Source organism: Brachybacterium sp. Marseille-Q7125 (genome assembly GCF_023062615.1).
Classification (GTDB): Bacteria; Actinomycetota; Actinomycetes; order Actinomycetales; family Dermabacteraceae; genus Brachybacterium.
Genome location: NZ_JALLAL010000032.1, coordinates 20,569 through 38,107, shown reverse-complemented (window position 1 = coordinate 38,107; position 17,539 = coordinate 20,569). Strand labels below are relative to the sequence as shown.

The window sequence follows — 17,539 nt, the reverse complement described above, 5'->3', positions numbered from 1 at the left end:
CGAGGCCTCACCCCGGAGGTACCGTCGGCAGCGTCAGCGGTGTATAAGAGCCCATCCCACCCCCGTGAAGGAGAACCCATGCGCTCCCTGCCCGCCCTGTCGCGCCGTGCCGGCGCCCTGCTGATCGCCGGCGCGCTGTCCGCGCCGCTGGCCGCCGCGGTGGTCGGCGCCGCCCCGGCCCAGGCCGCCGACACGGACGTGGTGATCTCCGAGGTGGAGTCCTCCGACCCCGACGGCGGGGAGGACTGGGTGGAGCTGCAGAACACCGGCACTGAGCCGGTGGACGTCTCCGGCTGGTACCTCAAGGACGACAACGACGACCGCACCTGGCAGATCCCCGCCGGGACCGTCATCGAGCCCGGCGCCTTCCTCGTGCTCGACCACGAGAAGGCCGTGCCGGGCGGGTTCGACTTCGGCCTGGGCGGCGAGGATGCGGCCCGCCTGTTCGCCGCCGACGGCACCACGCTGATCGACGAGATCACCTGGACCGAGCACGCCCCCACCACGTACATCCGGATCGACGGCGAGGTGGTCGCCTCCGCCGAGCCCACCAAGGGCGCCGAGAACTCCGGGCCCTACGAGGCGCCCAAGGCGCCCGGCGACCACCCCGATGCCGGCACCATCCGGGTCACCGAGGCGGTCTCCGAGGGGGATGACTGGGTGGAGATCATGAATGTCTCCGACCGCGAGGTGGACCTCTCCGGCTGGTACCTGCTGGATGAGAAGGACCTCCCCAACGAGACCCCGCACGTGCTGCCCGCCGGCACGACCCTCGCCCCCGGGGAGATCCTGCAGATCACCGGCGTGCCCTTTGGCCTGGGCAAGGGCGATCAGGCCCGCCTGTTCACCGATAACGGCTACCTCATGGACGGTCTGGCCTGGCCGGAGGGCACGCACGCCGCCCCCTCCTGGCAGCTGTGCGGCCCCGAGGGCACGGCGGGCATGAGCCACGTGGCGACCCCAGGCGCCCCGAACGCCTGCGGCGATGTGGTCATCACGGAGACGAACTCCAAGGGCGATGACTTCGTGGAGCTCACCAATCTCGGCGAGCAGCCGGTGGACCTCTCGGGCCACCGCATCCTCGATGACGACGACGAGCACGTGTTCACGATCCCCGAGGGCACCGTGCTGCAGCCCGGCGAGATCCTCCTGATCACCGGGGATGAGCTGGGCTTCGGTCTGGGCGGCGAGGACATGGTGCGCCTGCAGGACCCGAGCGGCGAGCTGCTGGGCCAGGTCGCCTGGAGCGAGCATGTGCTGCCCTCGAACGCGCTGTGCGACGGCGTCTACGGGCCCTCCGGCGCCGCGACCCCCGGTGCACAGAACGACTGCGGGCCGGGCGAGGGTGACCTCGAGACCACTCCGCTGCCCACCGATGGGAACGTCATCGCGGCCGATGACCCCTCCGAGTGGGGTGAGGACCTGTCGGGCCTGGACCTGCAGATCCTTGAGGACGGCACCCAGGTGCTGTGGGCCGTGAACAATGACGCCGGGCAGATCTCCCGCCTCGAGCGCGACGGCGAGGGCATCTGGCGCCAGAGCGAGGGCTGGCCCATCGGCGGCAAGCTCACCCGCTTCGCCGACGGCACCGGCACGCCCGACGGGGAGGGCATCTCCGTGGGCACCGACGGGCTGATCTACGTCTCCGCCGAGCGGGACAACGACACCAAGGGCACCAGCCGCAACACGATCCTTGCCTTCGATGCGAGCAGCAGCGAGCAGGAGCTCGTGGCCGTCTCCGAGTGGAACCTCACCGAGGTGCTGCCGACCACGTCAGCCAACGGCGGCCTCGAGGGCATCGAGATGGTGGGCCCCGAGGCGATGGCGAACCTGGGGGTGGAGGTCCCAGCCGCGCAGGCCTACGCCTTCGTGGTGCTCGAGGACACCGGTGACGTGTATGCCCTGGCGCTGCAGGCCGATGGGTCCGCGGAGCTGCTCGCCACCCTTCCCTCGCCGCTCGATGGCCTGATGGCGCTGGACTACGACGCGGCCAGCAACACCCTGTGGGCCTTCGGCGATGAGGCGGTGCAGGGCATGTCGGTGCAGTACAACCTCGGCGCCAAGACCGTCGAGGCCGGTCCGGTGCTGGAGCGCGCCGAGGGCATGCCCGAGCAGTTCGCGAACGAGGGCGTGGCCCTCGAGCCGACGGATGTGTGCACCGAGGGGGTGCGCATGGCCTGGTTCGCCGATGACGCGGACACCGACGGCACGAACCTGCGCGGCATCGGCCTGCTGGATGAGCGCTGCGATGCCGGCGGCACCCCCGAGGAGGAGCAGCCGGGCGAGGAGAAACCGGACGACGAGACCCCGGGCGAGGAGGATGCGGCCGATGAGGATCCGGCCGATGACGAGTCCGGAGCCGTGATCGAAGTCGGCACCGGCGGCAGCGCCCCGTCGGGCACGAGCCCGTCCGGCAGCACCGCGACCGGTGCCCGGCCGCTCGCCCGCACCGGTGTGGAGGCGGGTGCGCTCGCCGCGGCCGCCGCGGGCCTGGGCCTGCTGGGCACCTGGCTGGTGCGCCGCTCCCGCCGCGCCTGAGCCGCAGCCGCACCGGGGCGCGTCCCCGGTGCGGCTAGTCGCCATCGGTGACGTCGCGGTGCAGCCGATTCTAGTGATGCAGGCGGTTCAGCCGACCCGTCGGTTCAGTCGATGAGGTCGAACTCGACCTGCTCGGTGTCCGCGCACACGCTGGTCACCGACAGGGTCCACAGGTCGATCGTGACGGTCTCCCCGAGGGTGATCGGCTCGACCTCACGCGGCTCCCCATCGCCGATGGTGGCCTCCAGCAGCGCGCGATCATCCTCGATGTCGACGACCGTCACCGTGAGGGTCTCCCCGGCGCGTTCGGGCAGGCCGGGCTCTGCGGTGTCACCCACGGAGGCGAAGAAGGCGCCCTCACCGGAGCAGGCCGCGGGTGCCTCGAAGTCCTCGGGTGCGGGGGTGATGGGGTAGGGATCCTGCGGCAGGGCGACCGAGCTCTCCCCGCCGCCATCGGAGGTATCGTCCGCCTCACCGCCGGCATCGGAAGCACCCCCGGCATCTGAGGCTGCGGCGGGATCCTCCGCCGGGGACGGTTCCTCGCCGCCGGTGCAGGCGGTGCCCAGCAGGGTCAGGGCGAACAGTGCGCCGGCCAGGCGGGCACGGGCGGGACGGGAAGTGGGCAGCGCGCTCACGGGCAGATCCTCACGTCGACGGGCGCGAACGGGCCCACGGTAGTCGATTGGTCCGGGTGCCCTCGGCCACCGCCCGGCGGACGCAGGCGCCCGGGCATGCCACCATGCTGGGGACACCGGCAGGGCCACAGCAGCGGAGGGAAGGCACATGGCAGCAACCCCACCCCGCCCGAGCCCGCGCGATCTCGCCGGCCGCATCGACCCCGCTCGCCGCGTCACCCCCGTCGACTACACCGCCGTGCCACGGCCGGGCAGCGCGGAGCCGCAGAACACCCCCGAGAAGGCGCCCGCCCCGTCCACCCCGTCGGGCCCGCTGCCGCGGCGCTCCCCGTCGGGCCCGTTGCCGCGACGCCGGGCTCGCACGATCGAGCTGCCGCGCCGCGCTCCATCGGCCCCCTCAGAGGCGCTGGTGACCCTGGACGCCGACGATCCGCGGCCGGTGCCGCGCCCGCTGCGGATCGACGACGGTGAGATCCGTGTGGTGGGCATCCAGACGCTCGAGCGGGAGCAGGTGGTGCTCACGGTCGCCGACCCGGAGGACGCCTGGAGCGCCGATGCCGGGGCCAGCGACCACTTCCTGCGCGGCCCCCTCGTGGTGCAGGTGCGGCGCGTGGACAACGCCGTGATCGGCGCGTTCTCTCGCGCCTATGCGCTGTCGGTACGGCCGACGGAGGTGGAGCGCAGCCTCGCGATCGCGGAGGATGCGGCCGGGCGCTCCGCCCGTGGGGGCCGCGGCACCCGCCATCCCACAAGTCGACGTGAGCTGCTGGAGCGCATGGAGCAGGCGGGGTTCGTGGTCCGTGCCGGGTCCACCCATGGCCGTGTCACCCACCCGGAGCATCCGGGGCTGTTCGTGCCCTTCGCCTCCACCCCGTCGGACCGTCGCTTCACCCGCCACGCGGTCGCGCAGATCCGTCGCGTATTCGGCATCGACCTGCGGCGCTGACCGGGCCTGCGGCGCTGACCGGTCCCGTCGCGTTGACCGGGCCGACCCCGAACACCGGCCCCGAACAGGAAAGTGCCCCGGCTCGTCCCCACGAGCCGGGGCCATCCCTTTCCCCCGCGTCCCGGATCAGCGGAGCCCGCCTCCTCCTCCGTCAGCGGCTCCTCCGGTGACGCGTTGCCACTAGTGAACCGGTGCTAGTTCGAAGATCACTGGGCCGCGCCTGGCGATTTGCTGAAAATCGTTCCCGGACGGTGGCGCGAATCCCGGGACGGGAGTGGAACCGCAGATCAGGAACCTGCGGGGACCTTCACCGGGTTGCCGCCGGTACCCACCGGATCGGTCATCTCCACCTCGGCGACCGTGACCCCGCTCTCAGCATCCCCCACCAGAGTCACCGGCACGGAGTCTCCGGGGAGGATCTCCTGCTGCGGAGCGGTCACGTAGCTGACGTGCACGTCATTGCCGGAGGTGTCGTAGAACGCGAAGTCGGCGTCCGCGAGGTCGATGGTGTCGTCCAGATTGTTCGTGATCGTCAGCTCGAGGATGATGAAGGTGTCCAGCTGAGGCTTCTTCTCCTCGCCCTCGAACTCGAAGGTGGAGGCCGTGCGCGGCGTCGAGGACGACAGCATCATCCCGGACTCTTCGGTGGTCGGATCCTCGGTGGGCTCATCGATCGGATCGTCCGTCGGATCGTCCGTCGGATCGTCCGTCGGGTCCTCAATGGGTTCCTCGCTCGTGGTGGGGCCGGAGGTGGGATCCTCCGTGCCGCCGCTCTGGCCCAGGAACCACACCCCGCCGCCGATCACGGCGATGAGCAGCGCCACCAGTGCCAGGCAGCCGCAGGCCAACCCGATGTACAGGCCAGTGCGGCTCTTCTTCGGCGGGGTGGGCGGCATCCCGTAGGGGTTGCTCATGAGGGGTCCTCCATGCGATGTGAACGAACTGCTGGCCACACGCTATACCGCCTCATGCAGCCGTGCGATGGGGAGGACTCCCCGCCGCGCATCGCCGACGATGTCTCGTGCCGGACAGTGGGATCAGCCCGGCAGGAGCCGAGAGCGGCTCAGGGGTGCCAGTCGACGTGCATCCCGGGGATCTGCGCATGCGTGCGTCCGCCGATGCCCCGGATCTTCTGGACCCCGAATTGCTGCGACCAGCGGGCCAGATGGGCCGGGCAGCCCGCGGCTTCCAAGCCGCGGCGCAGCTGCTCGGCGAGCACCTGCGCCTGCGGGGTGCTGAAGATGACGATCCCGCGCCCCGGCTGCGGTGGGCGCGGGATGGGACCGAGCCCTGTGCGCCGATCTGGCCCCACGAAGGTGACCGCGAGGTCGGCCCCGGGGGCGAGGTTCCAGTCGCTGCTGATCATGCGGGAGGTGCCACGGAAGGGCCGAATGTCATCGATCGAGGAGAACACGCGCAGCGACGCGGGATGGATCTCCGTGAACAGCATCTCCCGCGGTGCCCCGCCCAGCAACGACCGCCCCACCACCACGCCACGCTCGTGCAGGTCCAGGAACGACGAACAGCTCCAGGCGAGGAACGCCACCGCAACGATCCCGATGATCCCGCCGACGGGCACCTCGGCCCACAGCATCCACGGCAGCTCCCGCCAGATCCCCAGAACGATCGACACCGCGATGACGAGGGGCCCCAGCGAGAGGTACCACAGCAGCGCGAGCACCGAAGGGGCGGTGCGGAAACGGTGCAGCCGCGTCCCCAGCGCAGCAGCGGCCATCGTGGTCAGGCCCCGGCTGCGTCGTCGTGCAGGCTCGAGGCCGCGCAGGCGAGCGTGCGTCGGGTCGCACGGGGAGCGGTGGGGCTGGTGGTCATGAGGTCTCCGGGGTGGTGGCTGAGGCTGGCGGGGCGATGAGTTCCAGGATGTCAGGCCAGCAGAGTGGCGTCAGTGCCGCCCTCTCACCGCTGGCGGGCCGGGACCTTCCAGGCGTGCACGGGCGCCCCGGAGCTGACCGCATCGCGGTAGCGGCGGGTCATCTCCGCGAGTGCCTCCGCGCGGGTGGCGCCGCGCAGCTCGAGGGTGGTGACGGTGTCGATCTGCCAGCGGGCACCGTTGCGGCCGGTGCGGGCGCGTTCGGAGAGGATCCCGCCGTAGTGGTCCACCACATCCGGGTCCGCGCCCAGGTGCTTGAGCCCCTCCACGGCCTGGGGGATCAGCTTCTCCTGCAGCAGGTCCGCCACGCGCACGCGGCCCATGCGGGGCCAGCGGATTCGCGCCTCCAGGCCCCAGCGGGCGCACTGGTGGAAGTTCTCATCGGCCTGCTCGAAGCTCATCCGTGACCACAGCGGCCGCCGCTCATGCACCAGTGCGTGTGCGAGCCCGTAGAAGAATGCGGCGTTCGCGGCCATGTCCGCGGCCGTCGGCCCGGCCGGCAGCAGCCGGTTCTCCAGCCGCAGATGCGGCACGTCGGTCCCCGGGTCGTAGATCGGCCGATTCCACCGCCAGACGGTGCCGTTGTGCAGCATCAGCTCATGCAGCCGCGGCGCCGCCCCTGCGGTCAGCAGCGGCTCCTCCGTCATCTCCCGCGACTCCGGGATCAGCGCGGGGAACAGCCGCACGTTCTCCTCGAACAGGTCGAACATCGAGGTGATCCAGCGTTCGCCGAACCACACGCGCGGACGCACGCCCTGCGTCGCATACTCGATGGGCCGGGTATCCAGGGCCTGCACGAAGGTGGGGATGCGGGTCTCGTGCCACAGCCGCTTGCCCAACAGGAACGACGAGTTCGCCGCGAGCGCCACCTGCGGACCGGCGATCGCCTGGGCCGCGTTCCAGGCGGCCGCGAACTGCTCGGGCGGCACCTGCAGGTGCAGCTGCATCGAGGTGCACGCGGACTCCGGGGCGATCGAGTCGAAGCTCGCATCCAGCCCCTTGCCCTCGCCCTCGATCCGCAGGGTGATCTCCTCCCCGCGGGCCTCGAGCACGGAGTTCTCGAGCGCCTGGTAGCGAGCGCCGGGGGCGCGCCAGCTCTCCTCCGCAAACAGGTCCTCGGTGATGGTGGGCAGATGGCCGATGGGCACCACCCGGGCCCCGCGCCCCCGCGCGGCGTCATCGGCCCGATCGACCTTGGCCCCCAGATCCTCTTCGAGCTGGGCGATGCCGCGACCGGTGGGGTGGCTGACCGGAAGGTTCACCTCGAGGTTGAAGGCACCGATCTCGTGGACATACTCCTCATCGTCGAGATCCTCGAGCACCTGCGACGCCACGAGCGCGGGATCCATCGAACCGGTCTCGGCGAGGTTCATCTCGAGCTCCACGCCCACGGTGCCCTCGTCGACGAACTCGGAGGTGTCCAGGAACGTCTCGAACAGGTCGAGGTTGCGCTTGAGGTCCCGCCGGTATCGGGTGCGCTGGGATCTCGTGTACTCGGTGGTGCCGATCTCGCGTCCCATCAGACCTCCAGGTGCTCGGGGCGGGCGGGGACATCCAAACACGCCCCCGCCCTCGACGGCGAGCCCGTCTGACACTGCGGTCAGCAGCGGTCCGCCTGGCACACTGGGCGCGTGAGCACCCCGATGTCCGCCCCGCGCCTGCCCTGGCCCACCGCCGCCGAGCCCCTGCCGCTCGCATCCCTGCGCCCCGTCCTGGACCGCCTGTCCTCCCTCGCCACGCGGCATGGTGAGGATGTGCAGATGATCCCCGGCGCGGCCCTCGCCGAGACGGAGGTGGCCGCTGATCCGCCGCCCGCCCTCGAACAGCTCACCGATGAGCTGGGCGGGGTGAGGCTGCGGGAACTACCGCTGCTGACCCTGCAGATCGAGGAGCGCACCGATGTGGGTCCCTACACCCTGCTGGGGGAGCCGACGAGCTTCTACCCCCTCTACGAGACGCCCGACGCCGCGGTGATCCTCACCCTCGATGAGCACGGCGCCCCGGGCGCGGTGTACGGCATCGGCGAGGACCTCGCCCTGCAGCTGGCCGCCCCCGACCTGCCCACCTACCTCGACCGATTCACGGACGCCCTCGAGCGGACCCTCACGGCCCTGGCCGAGCGCGGCCCCGCCGCCGAGGACTCCGCCGACGCCCGCACCGACGCCGCCGAGCAGTTCATGGATGAGCATCTGTTCGCCGCCCTGCTGGGCATGCGCGAGCTCGCGGACATGCCGCAGGCCGCGCCCTGCTCCGCGGAGCAGGTGGCTGATGCGGCCGAGGTGGCGGGGGCGCTGGCGATCTGGGATCTGCGCGGCGCCGCGCTCGGCACCCGCGTGGACCTCATGGACACCGACACCCCGGGCGACCCGCTCGCCCTGCATGTGCGCTTCGGGGCCGACGGGCTCGTGGTCACCCTGCAGGACGGCTGAGCATCGCCCTGCAGGACGGCTGAGCGCCCCCCCGTCGGCCCACCCGGGGTCCTCCCGCAGCCCTGCCAGAGCCCTGTCGTACCGGATGGGGAGAACTCCCCATGTCCAGCCCACAGCGCCGCCGATAGGTTGGCTGCGGCCGGAGCAGAGCGGGCGCAACAGGGGAGAGGCCGTGAACGGATTCCTGGGGGCGGATACCGAGTCCCTACGGCAGGCAGGCGGCACCGTAGAACGCGGTGCCCAGCGCATCGACGACCTCGCCGTACGCCTGGCCGCACTCATCGAGAGCGTGGACTGGCAGGGCCCGGATGCGGAGGCCTTCCGCGTCGACTGGGCCGCGCGGGTGCGTCCTGACCTGGACCGCAGCGCCATGCGGCTGCGCGAGGACTCCCGCGAGCTGACGGATCACGCCGAGGAGCAGGACGCCACCTCCGATCCGGGCGGCGAGTCCGGCCGCGGGGCGGGAGTCGGCGAGGCCATCGGTGCCGTGGGACGTGCCCTCGGCGGCGCAGTAGGAGCCGCGATCGGCGCCGCGGCCACCGCTGCTGAGGCGGCGACAGAGATGGAGCTCGGGGAGATCCAGCTGCTGGCCGCAAGCGCCCCGCTCGACGGGGCGCAGCGCATGGCGGCCTCCGCCGCGGACGCCTCCGATGCGGTGGGCGCCGAGAGCGAGCTCGCCTATGACGACACCGGGATGATGCTCGAGCCCCCGCCCACGGAGCACACGGTCCGCGTCGATGGCGACCACGAGCTCGCCCCGTCGGCCGATGACGTCCCCTTCGGCATGGACAGCGAGGGCAATCCGCTGCAGCTGGACCCCGAGACCCGCTATGACGTGGGCGATCACGGCACCTACTACACCGATGGCAACGGTGATGTGGTGTACGTCGAGGCCACCGGCGGCGGCAAGCAGATGAACCCGAATCTGCGCGAGGTCTTCCCCGACGCGACGTACCACGTCAACGAGTCCACGTACTACCAGACCGATGAGCTGGGCCGCACCGAGCACATGTACGTCCCGGACGTCATCGTGGACCGCGATATGTCCCGCTCCCAGTCCATCCAATCCAAGATCGCCGAGCGGTGGGACATGGCCGGGGACGGCACCTCCGAGCCGGTCGAGTTCAATGCCGGCCACGTGCTGGCCCGCCAGCTGGGCGGCATCCGCGAGGAGATCAACTACACCCGCCAGTGGGATGAGGTGAACCAGTCCCGCAGCGGCAAGGACACCATCTACACCTACGAGACCCTCATGGCCGACGGGATCGAGGACGACGGGAAGTCCTACTCCTATGAGACGCGCGTGAACTGGGGCGATGAACAGCCCAAGGGGGTCAGCCCGGAGCAGGGCTCCGCGCCGTGGGAGTACGTGCCCGAGAGCTACGACGTGACCATCCACGAGGACGGCGAGAAGATCGTGGACGATCATCTGGCCAACTACCCTGACGGTGCCCGTTTCCCGCGCTGAGCGCGCCTGATCCACCGCCGAGAGGGAATGCCATGACCGACCAGCCGATGCCCCCCGGACCACCCGCGCCGGGCCCATCCCCGATGGAGCGCCAAGGGGAGCTGCTGCGCGACCTCGCCACCGTGCTGCTGAGCTCCCTGGACCTCACCGAGAGCTGGGCCGGGGTGGGCGCGGCATTCATCCCGCATGCGGAAGAATGGGCCGGCCGGATCGTCATCACCGACCGGGACGGCACCGCGAGCGGCGGCGACGCCACCTTCGCGACTGATTCCCAGATCACCCTGCTGCTGGATGCGCTGCAGCAGGCCACCGCCGAGCAGGAGCAAGCGTTTGTCTCCGTGCGCCTGGACTTCCGCCGCCCGGCGGAGGACCCGGACCGCATCGCCCTGTCCACGGACTTCACCTACGACGAGGATCCGGGGAGCTTCGATGGCCTGGGCGGGATCGACCGCGCCTACGCCTACCAGCTCGCCTCCCGGGTGGGGGCGGACCGCGTGCCGGCCTGGGTGCGGGAGATGCTCCCGGAGGTCTGAGCGGGGCCGGGCGGTCCAGAGGCCGGGCGGTCTATGGGCCGGGCGGTTCAGGGGTGGGGCGGTCCATGGGGACTCCTCCCCATGGTCGCCAGTGAGCAGCGCCCCTACGCTGGTCATGACGAGGGACCCGGGCCGATGGGCCCGGCGGGAGCACAGCAGGACAGGCAGCAGCGAGCACAGAAGGGGGACGGCGGTCGATGAACGCGTTCTGGGGGGCGGATACCGAGGCGCTGCGCACCATGTCGCAGATCGTGGCGCGGCGCTCGGGCGCGGTCGAGGACCTCGAGACCCTGCTGACGGGCCTGATCGACCGCGTCGAGTGGCTCGGCGAGGACGCTGACCGGTTCCGCGCCGACTGGTCCGGCGCCGTGCGCCCCGGCCTGCAGGACTGCAGCGTGGAGCTGCGGCATCGCGCCCGGCGGCTGCTCGAGCACGCCGATGAGCAGGAGAGCGCCTCGACGCTGGGTGCGCATGATTCCGGAGGCGCTGGCGGGGGCGCCGGTGGTGGGGGCGGTACCGGTTCCGGCGGTGGCTCCGGCTCTGGCGGCGGCGGTTCTCGCGGTGCAGGCGGCGGCACGGGCTCTGGTGGCGGTTCGGGTTCCGGTGGCGCCGGGGCTGGCCTGGGCGGAACTCCGCAGGAGCAGGTGGAAGCAGGTATCGGGGCGCTGCTCGGCGCGGCCGTCGGGGAGGGCGCACTGCAGCAGTCCTTCGAGCTGCTCGGCTCCACCCCGCAGGGTGAAGCGCTGTCTGACGCGCTGACCTCGGTCTTCGGCCCCGAGGGGCAGGGCGGCGAGGGCACCGGCGGGATGGCCGATGCGTTCGGTGAGCTCCTCCGTGCAGTGATGAACAATCCGGTGGCCCGTGCCGCGTTCCTCGGTGCGCTGATGGGCACCGTGTTCGGCGGGCTGATCGGTGGGATCCTCGCCTCGCTGCTCTCCGGTGGCGTCGGCTCTGTGGGGGAGGGGCTGCGCGATATCGGCACCGGCCTGAATCACGAGACCGGGATGGGCATCGGCAGCGGGGTCGGAGACATGATCGGCTCCGGGGCGCTCGGCGGCGCGGGATCCGAGCTCTCCAGCGGCGGTGGTGCTGGTGGCGGCGGGGGTGCGTCCGATGCCGGCGGTGCCGGGGGTTCCGGTGGCGGCGGAGGCGGCGGTGCGTCCGGTGGGGGCGGCGGTGCCTCCGGTGGCGGAGGTGGCGCGAGCGCGCCGGTCGGTGGCGGGGAGGCTGAGGCCGCCCCGGTGGTCACGACCCTTGGTCCGCAGGGCCTCGAGCACGGTGCGAGCATGACCGGCGGTTCGCTGGGCGGGCGCTTCATCGCCGAAAGCTCCGGCGAGAGCATGACGATGTTCGAGCGGCTCGTGGCCTACCTCTCGGAGGCCTTCGGTCAGCGTGGCGGCACGTCCGCCGGGGAGGCCATCGGCCGCGGCTGAACCGTCGGCCACCAGTCCCGCTGAGCCGTCGCTCCTCGCGCAGCCCGGCGCACACATATCCCGGCGCTACCCTGGTTCCAGCCCCTTCGGCGGGGACCGCGCAGCAGGAGATGTGTCATGAACAGCAGCGATCGGCGATCCGACGTCCTCGTCATGGTGCCGGGGGTGATGGGCGCCGCGCCGGACGGCGCCGAGGCATTCCACCTGGCTGCGATCGACTCCCCGCAGCTGCTGGTCACCGATTTCGTGGCCACGCGCGGCGATGGCGTGTTCGAGACGCTCGGTGCCTTCGACGGCACGCTTGTGAATGTGCGCCCGCACCTGGAGCGCCTGACCCGCTCCGCCGCGATGATCGACCTGCCCGCCCCGGACCTCGAGGTCCTTACCGCCGCGCTCGACGCGGCGGTCGCCGCCCATGAGCCGGTGCGCGAGCTCACCGTGCGCCTGTCCCTCACCCGCGGGGTCGAGGGGACCGATGAGCCCACCTGTTGGATCCACGCCCGCACCGCCGAGGACTACGCACCCGCCCGCGCCGGACTGCGCGTGATCACCCTCGATAGGGGCCTGTCCACGACCGCCCCGGCAACCAGCCCCTGGCTGCTCGCGGGCGCGAAAACCCTCTCCTACGCCGTGAACATGGCGGTGCTGCGCGAGGCCCAGCGCCGCGGCGCCGAGGAGGTGCTGTTCGTCTCCTCCGACGGCTACGCCCTCGAAGGCCCCACCTCCACGCTCCTGGTGCAGCGCGAGGACCGCTTCCTCACCACCCCCGTGAGCGTCGGCGTGCTCCCCGGCACCTCAGTGACCAGCGCTTTCGATGCGCTACGGGCGATGGGACGCCAGTGCGCCGAGGAGCTGCTCACCCCGGCGCAGGTGAAGGAGTCCCAGGGCGCCTGGCTGCTGTCCTCAGGCCGTCTCGCCTGCCCCATCACGCATCTCGACGAGGTCGAGCTGCCGGTGGACCGCGAGCTCACGGCCCGCATCGGCGACGCCATCGCCGGGCGCAGCTGAGCGCCCGCCGCTTCTCAGATCCCGGCAAGCACCGCGCGGGCCAGCTCCGTGTCCACCACGAGGGTGTGGATCGCCCCGGAACGCAGCACCCCCGTGAGCCCCGGGGCCTTGTCCGCGCCGGCCGCCACACCCAGCACCTGGGGGATGCGCAGCAGCTCGGAGAACGTCACGGCGAGCACCCGCTGATCCGTCGGCGCCCCGAGCGGCACCCCGGAGGCATCGACGAACCGCCCGCACACATCGCCCACCGGCCGCTGCGCGAAAAACCGCTCCTGCTCGGCCGCATCCAGCGCCATCAGCTCGACGATCCGCGAGGAGGAGTGCACGCCCACCGAGCCGATGCCCACCAGCGCGAGCTCCACCTGCGCGGCCGCCTCCAGCACCGAGCCGATCGAGGACTCCGCCCGCAGCGTCGCCGCGGCCGTCCCCGACTCCAGCACCGCCGGGGCATACAGCATCTCCGGTCGCGCCCCCAGCCGGTCCGCGAGAGTCCGCAGCACCGATTCGCCCGCATCCAGCTCATCCAGGGCGCTGTGCCCACCCACCAGCGGCAGCACCCGCGGGGCCGGACGCAGCCGATGGGCGGGCAGCGCCGCCACAGTGGACTGCACCGTCTGCCCCCAGGACGCCCCGATGCTTCCCACCTGTGGCGCCAGTTGCTCCAGCAGCGTCGCGCCCGCCCGCGCCACCGCCTCGATCCCGGGGGTGCGGGGGGCGGAGACCACCTGCACCGCCTGCAGCGAGAACGCTGAGCGCAGCGCCGCCTCGAGCGCGGCATCCCGCTGCGGCGGACCGTCGGGATCATGGATCGTGATCTCCACGATCCCGCGCTCGCGCGCCTGCGAGAGGATCCGTGAGACATTCGAGCGCGACAGCCCGAGCTCCGCGGCGATCTCGGTCTGCGAGCAGCCCTGCTCGTAGTACAGCCGGGCCGCGCGCACGATCACGGCGGAATCGCGAGGCGCGGGCATGGAACCTCCTGCAGGGACGGGGATGACGCGCGGCGCCGGGGCGGGCCGCGCGGGCTGCGCTCAGCGTACGCATCGGCGCTCCGTGAGTGTCAGAATCTAAGGAGCACCTCCGGCGGAAGCGAGCCCGATGACCTACGAGCACACCCCCGCGCCCCGCGCCCCCCTCGCCCTGCACCTCGTCCTCGCGCAGTGCGAGGCCGCGAGCAGCGCGGAGGTCCTGGAGACCCTCGCCGCCCAGCTGCTGGACGACGGCGTGGTCTCCGCGGACTTCCCGCGCGCGCTCGCCGAGCGGGAGGCCGCCTACCCGACGGGCCTGCCCACCCCGATCCCCACCGCGATCCCGCACGCCGATCCGCAGCATGTGCAGCGCCCCGGCCTCGCGCTCGCCACCCTCGCTCAGCCGGTGGCCTTCGGGGAGATGGCCGCGCCGGGCCGGGAGGTCGCGGTGCGCCTGGTCGCGATGCCGCTGCTGACCGACGCCCGCGAGCACCTGGCCGCCCTGCAGCGCCTGATGGGTGTGCTGCGCGATGAGCAGCTGGTGACGCAGCTGCTCGCAGCCCCCGATGACGCATCGCTGCGGGCGCTGGCCGAGCAGCATCTGACGGGGGAGCAGAACGCATGAGCCAGCCTCGCGTGGGCGTGAAAGCCCTGATCATCGACGACGGGAAGGTGCTGCTGAACCACTACGTCGATGACCGCGGCGGGGAGGCGTACGCCCTGCCCGGCGGTGGCCAGCAGCATCGTGAATCCCAGCCGGAGGCGCTCGTGCGCGAATGCGAGGAGGAGATCGGCGCGCTCGTGGAGGTGCACCAAGTGGCGCTGATCTATGAGGTGATGATGGAGCGGCGGATGGTCGGCGGCGCCCCGATCCCGCCCTTCCACCAGGTCAACACCGTCTACTGGTGCGGTCTCGCCGAGGGGGAGGAGCCGGGGCTCGGCCCCTCCCCGGATCGCGGTCAGGCCGGCACCGCCTGGATCGCGCTCGATGAGCTCGACGCGCATCCGATCCACCCGGTGCAGCTGGGGGCGTGGCTGCAGTCCGATCCCAGCTCGCGCCCGCTGTCCCTCGGCGTCACCGGGGTGTGAGTTCTCCCGGCGCCCGATAGCCTGGTGCGGATCCGACCGTCACCGACCTGAGGAGCATCATGATCACCACCCCCGCTGTGTCCTTCCGCGACGGCCGTTCCATCCCGCAGCTGGGATACGGCGTCTGGCAGGTCCCCAACGATGTCGCGGCCGATGTGGTGGTCACCGCTCTCGAGGCCGGCTACCGCCACGTCGACACCGCCCGCGGCTACGAGAACGAGGCCGGTGTGGGACAGGCGCTCAAGCGCGCCGGTCTGGGGCGCGATGAGGTGTTCGTGACCTCCAAGGTCCCCAACCAGGACCAGGGCCGCGACAAGACCCTCAAGAGCTTCGAGGGCACCATGCAGGACCTGGGCCTGGAGCAGCTGGACCTGTACCTCGTGCACTGGCCCGCCCCCGCCAACGGTCTGGCGCTGGAGACCTGGAAGACCCTCATCGAGCTGCAAGAGCAGGGGCGCATCCGCTCCATCGGCACCTCGAACTTCCGCATCCAGGACCTCGAGATGCTCGAGCAGGAGACCGGCGTGCTGCCGGTGCTGAACCAGATCGAGCTGCACCCCTACTTCGCGCAGCACGAGATGCGCGAGTTCCACGCCTCCAAGGGCATCGTCACCGAGAGCTGGTCCCCGCTGGGCCAGGGCGGCGGCGAGCTCGAGGATCCCGTCATCACCGGGATCGCCGAGGCGCATGGCGCCACCCCGGCCCAGGTGATGCTGGCCTGGAACCTGGCCCAGGGGCACGTGGTCATCCCCAAGTCCGTCACCCCCGAGCGGATCACCTCGAACCTCGCCTCCCTCGAGCTGCAGCTCACCGCGGAGGAGATCGCGGCGATCGACGCGCTGGACAAGGGTGAGGACGGCCGCCGCGGCGGGCACCCGGACCACTTCTCCGGCTACCAGGGGGCCTGAGCCCCACCCCGGAGGCCCTACAGCGCCGAGCTCACAGCCGCTGACGCTCTGCCCAGAGCGGCAGGCGTACGGCTCATAGCGGCAGGCGCACGTAGGTGGTCTCCAGGTACTCCTCGATGCCCGTCGGCCCTCCTTCGCGGCCGAGCCCCGACTCCTTCACACCGCCGAAGGGGGCCGACGGGTCCGAGGCGACACCCAGGTTCACCGCCACCATCCCGGACTCGATGCGCTGGGCCACGGCGGTGACCTCGGCGAGGTCCGCCCCGACCACATAGCTCATGAGCCCGAACTCGGTGTGGTTCGCAGCCCGGATCATCTCCTCCACCTCGTCCAGGACGATCACGGGAGCGACCGGCCCGAAGATCTCCTCGCGGGTCAGGCGCGCATCGGCCGGGACATCGGCCAGCACCGTCGGCAGATAGTAGAAGCCGTCCGCGCAGCCGGCCGGCAGCTCCTCGGCCGTGGCGCGGCGGCCGCCGGTGAGCACACGTGCGCCACGCTCCACGGCATCGGCCACGAGCTCCTCCACGGTCTTCAGCGCCGCGGCGTCGATGAGGGGGCCGATGGTGCTCGCCGGATCAATGCCCGGCCCCAGCACCAGATCCTCAGTGGCCTCACGCAGCCGCGTCGTGAACTCCTCGGCGCGCGAGGAATGGACGTAGAAACGGTTCGCGGCCGTGCAGGCCTCGCCGTTGTTGCGGAACTTCGCGGGCATCGCCGCGGCGATTGCGGTGTCCATCTCGGCGCTCGGCAGCACGAGGAACGGGGCGTTGCCACCCAGCTCCATCGAGGAGCGCAGCACATGCTCCGAAGCCTGGGCCAGCAGGGTGCGGCCCACCGCGGTGGAGCCGGTGAAGGAGACCTTGCGGAGCCGTGCATCGGCCATCAGCGTGGCGGACAGGCCGCGGGAATTCGAGGTCACCACGCAGTTCACCACCCCGTCGGGCACCCCCGCATCCCGCAGGATCTCCATCAGCACCAGGGACGTCAGCGGCGTGGCGGAGGCGGGTTTGAGCACCACCGTGCACCCGGCAGCGAGCGCCGGGCCGATCTTCCGCGTCCCCATCGACAGCGGGAAGTTCCATGGCGTGATCGCGAGCACCGGTCCGACGGGGCGGCTCGTGGTGAGGATGGCTTCGGCGGCGGCGGGGGCGATGCGGAACGAGCCGGGCAGGCGCACCGCCTGCTCGGCGAACCAGCGCAGGAACTCCGCGCCGTAGGTCACTTCACCGCGAGCTTCGGCCAGCGGCTTGCCCATCTCGAGGGTCATGAGCAGGGCGAGATCCTCGGCGCGCTCATGGCACAGCTCGTACGCACGGTGCAGGATCTGCGAGCGCTCCCGCGGGAGGGTGCGCGCCCAGTCCTCCTGCGCTGCCACGGCAGCGTCCAGCGCCAGGGTGCCGACGACGGCGGCATCCGCATCGACCACGCTGGTGAGGGCCTGACCGGTGGCCGGGTCGAGCACCTCCAGACCCGCGCTGCCGCCCAGGAAGGCGCCGTCGACGAAGGAGCTGCGAGGCACCGCCTCGAGCAGGGCGGCGATGCGCGCGGACTGGGTGGTGTCGGCCGGGGTCATCGGAACTCCTCCATCAGATCGCAGGTGACATCGTGGTCGATGACCAGGATCACCTGGCAGATGCAGTCGAGCAAGGCTGTGGTCGTTCACCGCTGCAGTCGATCAGGGTCGTGATCGATC

16 protein-coding genes are annotated in these 17,539 nt (G+C 71.6%); 10 read left to right on the top strand and 6 right to left on the bottom strand.

Annotated features, from left to right (window positions below; translation table 11 throughout):
* The first annotated feature begins 78 nt into the window (after nt 1-78).
* On the top strand, nt 79-2,538 hold the full coding sequence (locus tag MU407_RS09285; RefSeq protein ID WP_246956851.1) for a lamin tail domain-containing protein: 2,460 nt from the start codon (nt 79-81) through the stop codon (nt 2,536-2,538).
* A 104-nt stretch (nt 2,539-2,642) separates the two neighbouring features.
* Here the strand turns inward: MU407_RS09285 and MU407_RS09280 are convergent, their stop codons facing one another.
* Nucleotides 2,643-3,173, bottom strand: a complete 531-nt coding sequence (locus MU407_RS09280) for a hypothetical protein (RefSeq protein ID WP_102236848.1) — start codon at nt 3,171-3,173, stop codon at nt 2,643-2,645.
* A gap of 148 nt (nt 3,174-3,321) precedes the next feature.
* On the opposite strand from MU407_RS09280, the gene MU407_RS09275 reads away from it, so the two are divergent.
* A complete protein-coding gene (locus MU407_RS09275) occupies nt 3,322-4,119 on the top strand; it encodes a hypothetical protein (protein ID WP_246956850.1) in 798 nt (265 codons plus the stop codon).
* Between the two features lie 287 nt (nt 4,120-4,406).
* Here MU407_RS09275 and MU407_RS09270 read toward each other — a convergent pair whose 3' ends face one another.
* The 3 genes from MU407_RS09270 to MU407_RS09260 form a co-directional block, all read right to left on the bottom strand.
* Nucleotides 4,407-5,033, bottom strand: a complete 627-nt coding sequence (locus tag MU407_RS09270) for a hypothetical protein (protein WP_246956848.1) — start codon at nt 5,031-5,033, stop codon at nt 4,407-4,409.
* A gap of 149 nt (nt 5,034-5,182) precedes the next feature.
* The gene (locus MU407_RS09265) at nt 5,183-5,854 is read right to left on the bottom strand and encodes a hypothetical protein (protein ID WP_246956847.1); all 672 of its coding nucleotides are present in this window, start codon (nt 5,852-5,854) and stop codon (nt 5,183-5,185) included.
* 179 nt (nt 5,855-6,033) lie between these two features.
* Nucleotides 6,034-7,527, bottom strand: a complete 1,494-nt coding sequence (locus MU407_RS09260) for a glutamate--cysteine ligase (protein WP_246956846.1) — start codon at nt 7,525-7,527, stop codon at nt 6,034-6,036.
* Between the two features lie 111 nt (nt 7,528-7,638).
* Here MU407_RS09260 and MU407_RS09255 point away from each other — a divergent pair, with 111 nt between their 5' ends.
* From MU407_RS09255 to MU407_RS09235, 5 genes are all read left to right on the top strand, one after another.
* The gene (locus MU407_RS09255) at nt 7,639-8,436 is read left to right on the top strand and encodes a hypothetical protein (protein WP_246956845.1); all 798 of its coding nucleotides are present in this window, start codon (nt 7,639-7,641) and stop codon (nt 8,434-8,436) included.
* A gap of 172 nt (nt 8,437-8,608) precedes the next feature.
* The gene (locus MU407_RS09250) at nt 8,609-9,904 is read left to right on the top strand and encodes a DNA/RNA non-specific endonuclease (RefSeq protein WP_246956844.1); all 1,296 of its coding nucleotides are present in this window, start codon (nt 8,609-8,611) and stop codon (nt 9,902-9,904) included.
* A 32-nt stretch (nt 9,905-9,936) separates the two neighbouring features.
* Nucleotides 9,937-10,437 carry a hypothetical protein gene (locus MU407_RS09245; protein ID WP_102236856.1) on the top strand — a complete coding sequence of 167 codons (501 nt, stop codon included), beginning with the start codon at nt 9,937-9,939 and terminating at the stop codon, nt 10,435-10,437.
* Nucleotides 10,438-10,634: 197 nt separating this feature from the next.
* Nucleotides 10,635-11,870: a hypothetical protein gene (locus MU407_RS09240; RefSeq protein WP_246956843.1), complete on the top strand. Its 1,236-nt coding sequence runs from the start codon at nt 10,635-10,637 to the stop codon at nt 11,868-11,870.
* 117 nt (nt 11,871-11,987) lie between these two features.
* Complete coding sequence (locus tag MU407_RS09235) at nt 11,988-12,878, top strand: aminotransferase class IV (protein ID WP_246956842.1); 891 nt, start codon at nt 11,988-11,990, stop codon at nt 12,876-12,878.
* A gap of 14 nt (nt 12,879-12,892) precedes the next feature.
* Here the strand turns inward: MU407_RS09235 and MU407_RS09230 are convergent, their stop codons facing one another.
* Complete coding sequence (locus MU407_RS09230) at nt 12,893-13,849, bottom strand: sugar-binding domain-containing protein (protein WP_246956840.1); 957 nt, start codon at nt 13,847-13,849, stop codon at nt 12,893-12,895.
* 127 nt (nt 13,850-13,976) lie between these two features.
* On the opposite strand from MU407_RS09230, the gene MU407_RS09225 reads away from it, so the two are divergent.
* Genes MU407_RS09225 through MU407_RS09215 form a run of 3 tightly spaced genes read left to right on the top strand, consistent with a single transcriptional unit; the run spans nt 13,977 to nt 15,843 of the window.
* On the top strand, nt 13,977-14,471 hold the full coding sequence (locus MU407_RS09225; RefSeq protein WP_246956839.1) for a PTS sugar transporter subunit IIA: 495 nt from the start codon (nt 13,977-13,979) through the stop codon (nt 14,469-14,471).
* Nucleotides 14,468-14,935, top strand: coding sequence for an NUDIX domain-containing protein (locus tag MU407_RS09220; RefSeq protein WP_102236861.1), 468 nt, complete (start codon nt 14,468-14,470; stop codon nt 14,933-14,935). The genes MU407_RS09225 and MU407_RS09220 overlap by 4 nt, the downstream gene beginning before the upstream one ends.
* Before the next feature lie 59 nt (nt 14,936-14,994).
* Nucleotides 14,995-15,843, top strand: coding sequence for an aldo/keto reductase (locus MU407_RS09215; protein WP_246956838.1), 849 nt, complete (start codon nt 14,995-14,997; stop codon nt 15,841-15,843).
* 73 nt (nt 15,844-15,916) lie between these two features.
* Here the strand turns inward: MU407_RS09215 and MU407_RS09210 are convergent, their stop codons facing one another.
* On the bottom strand, nt 15,917-17,419 hold the full coding sequence (locus tag MU407_RS09210; protein WP_246956837.1) for an NAD-dependent succinate-semialdehyde dehydrogenase: 1,503 nt from the start codon (nt 17,417-17,419) through the stop codon (nt 15,917-15,919).
* Nucleotides 17,420-17,539: the final 120 nt, after the last annotated feature.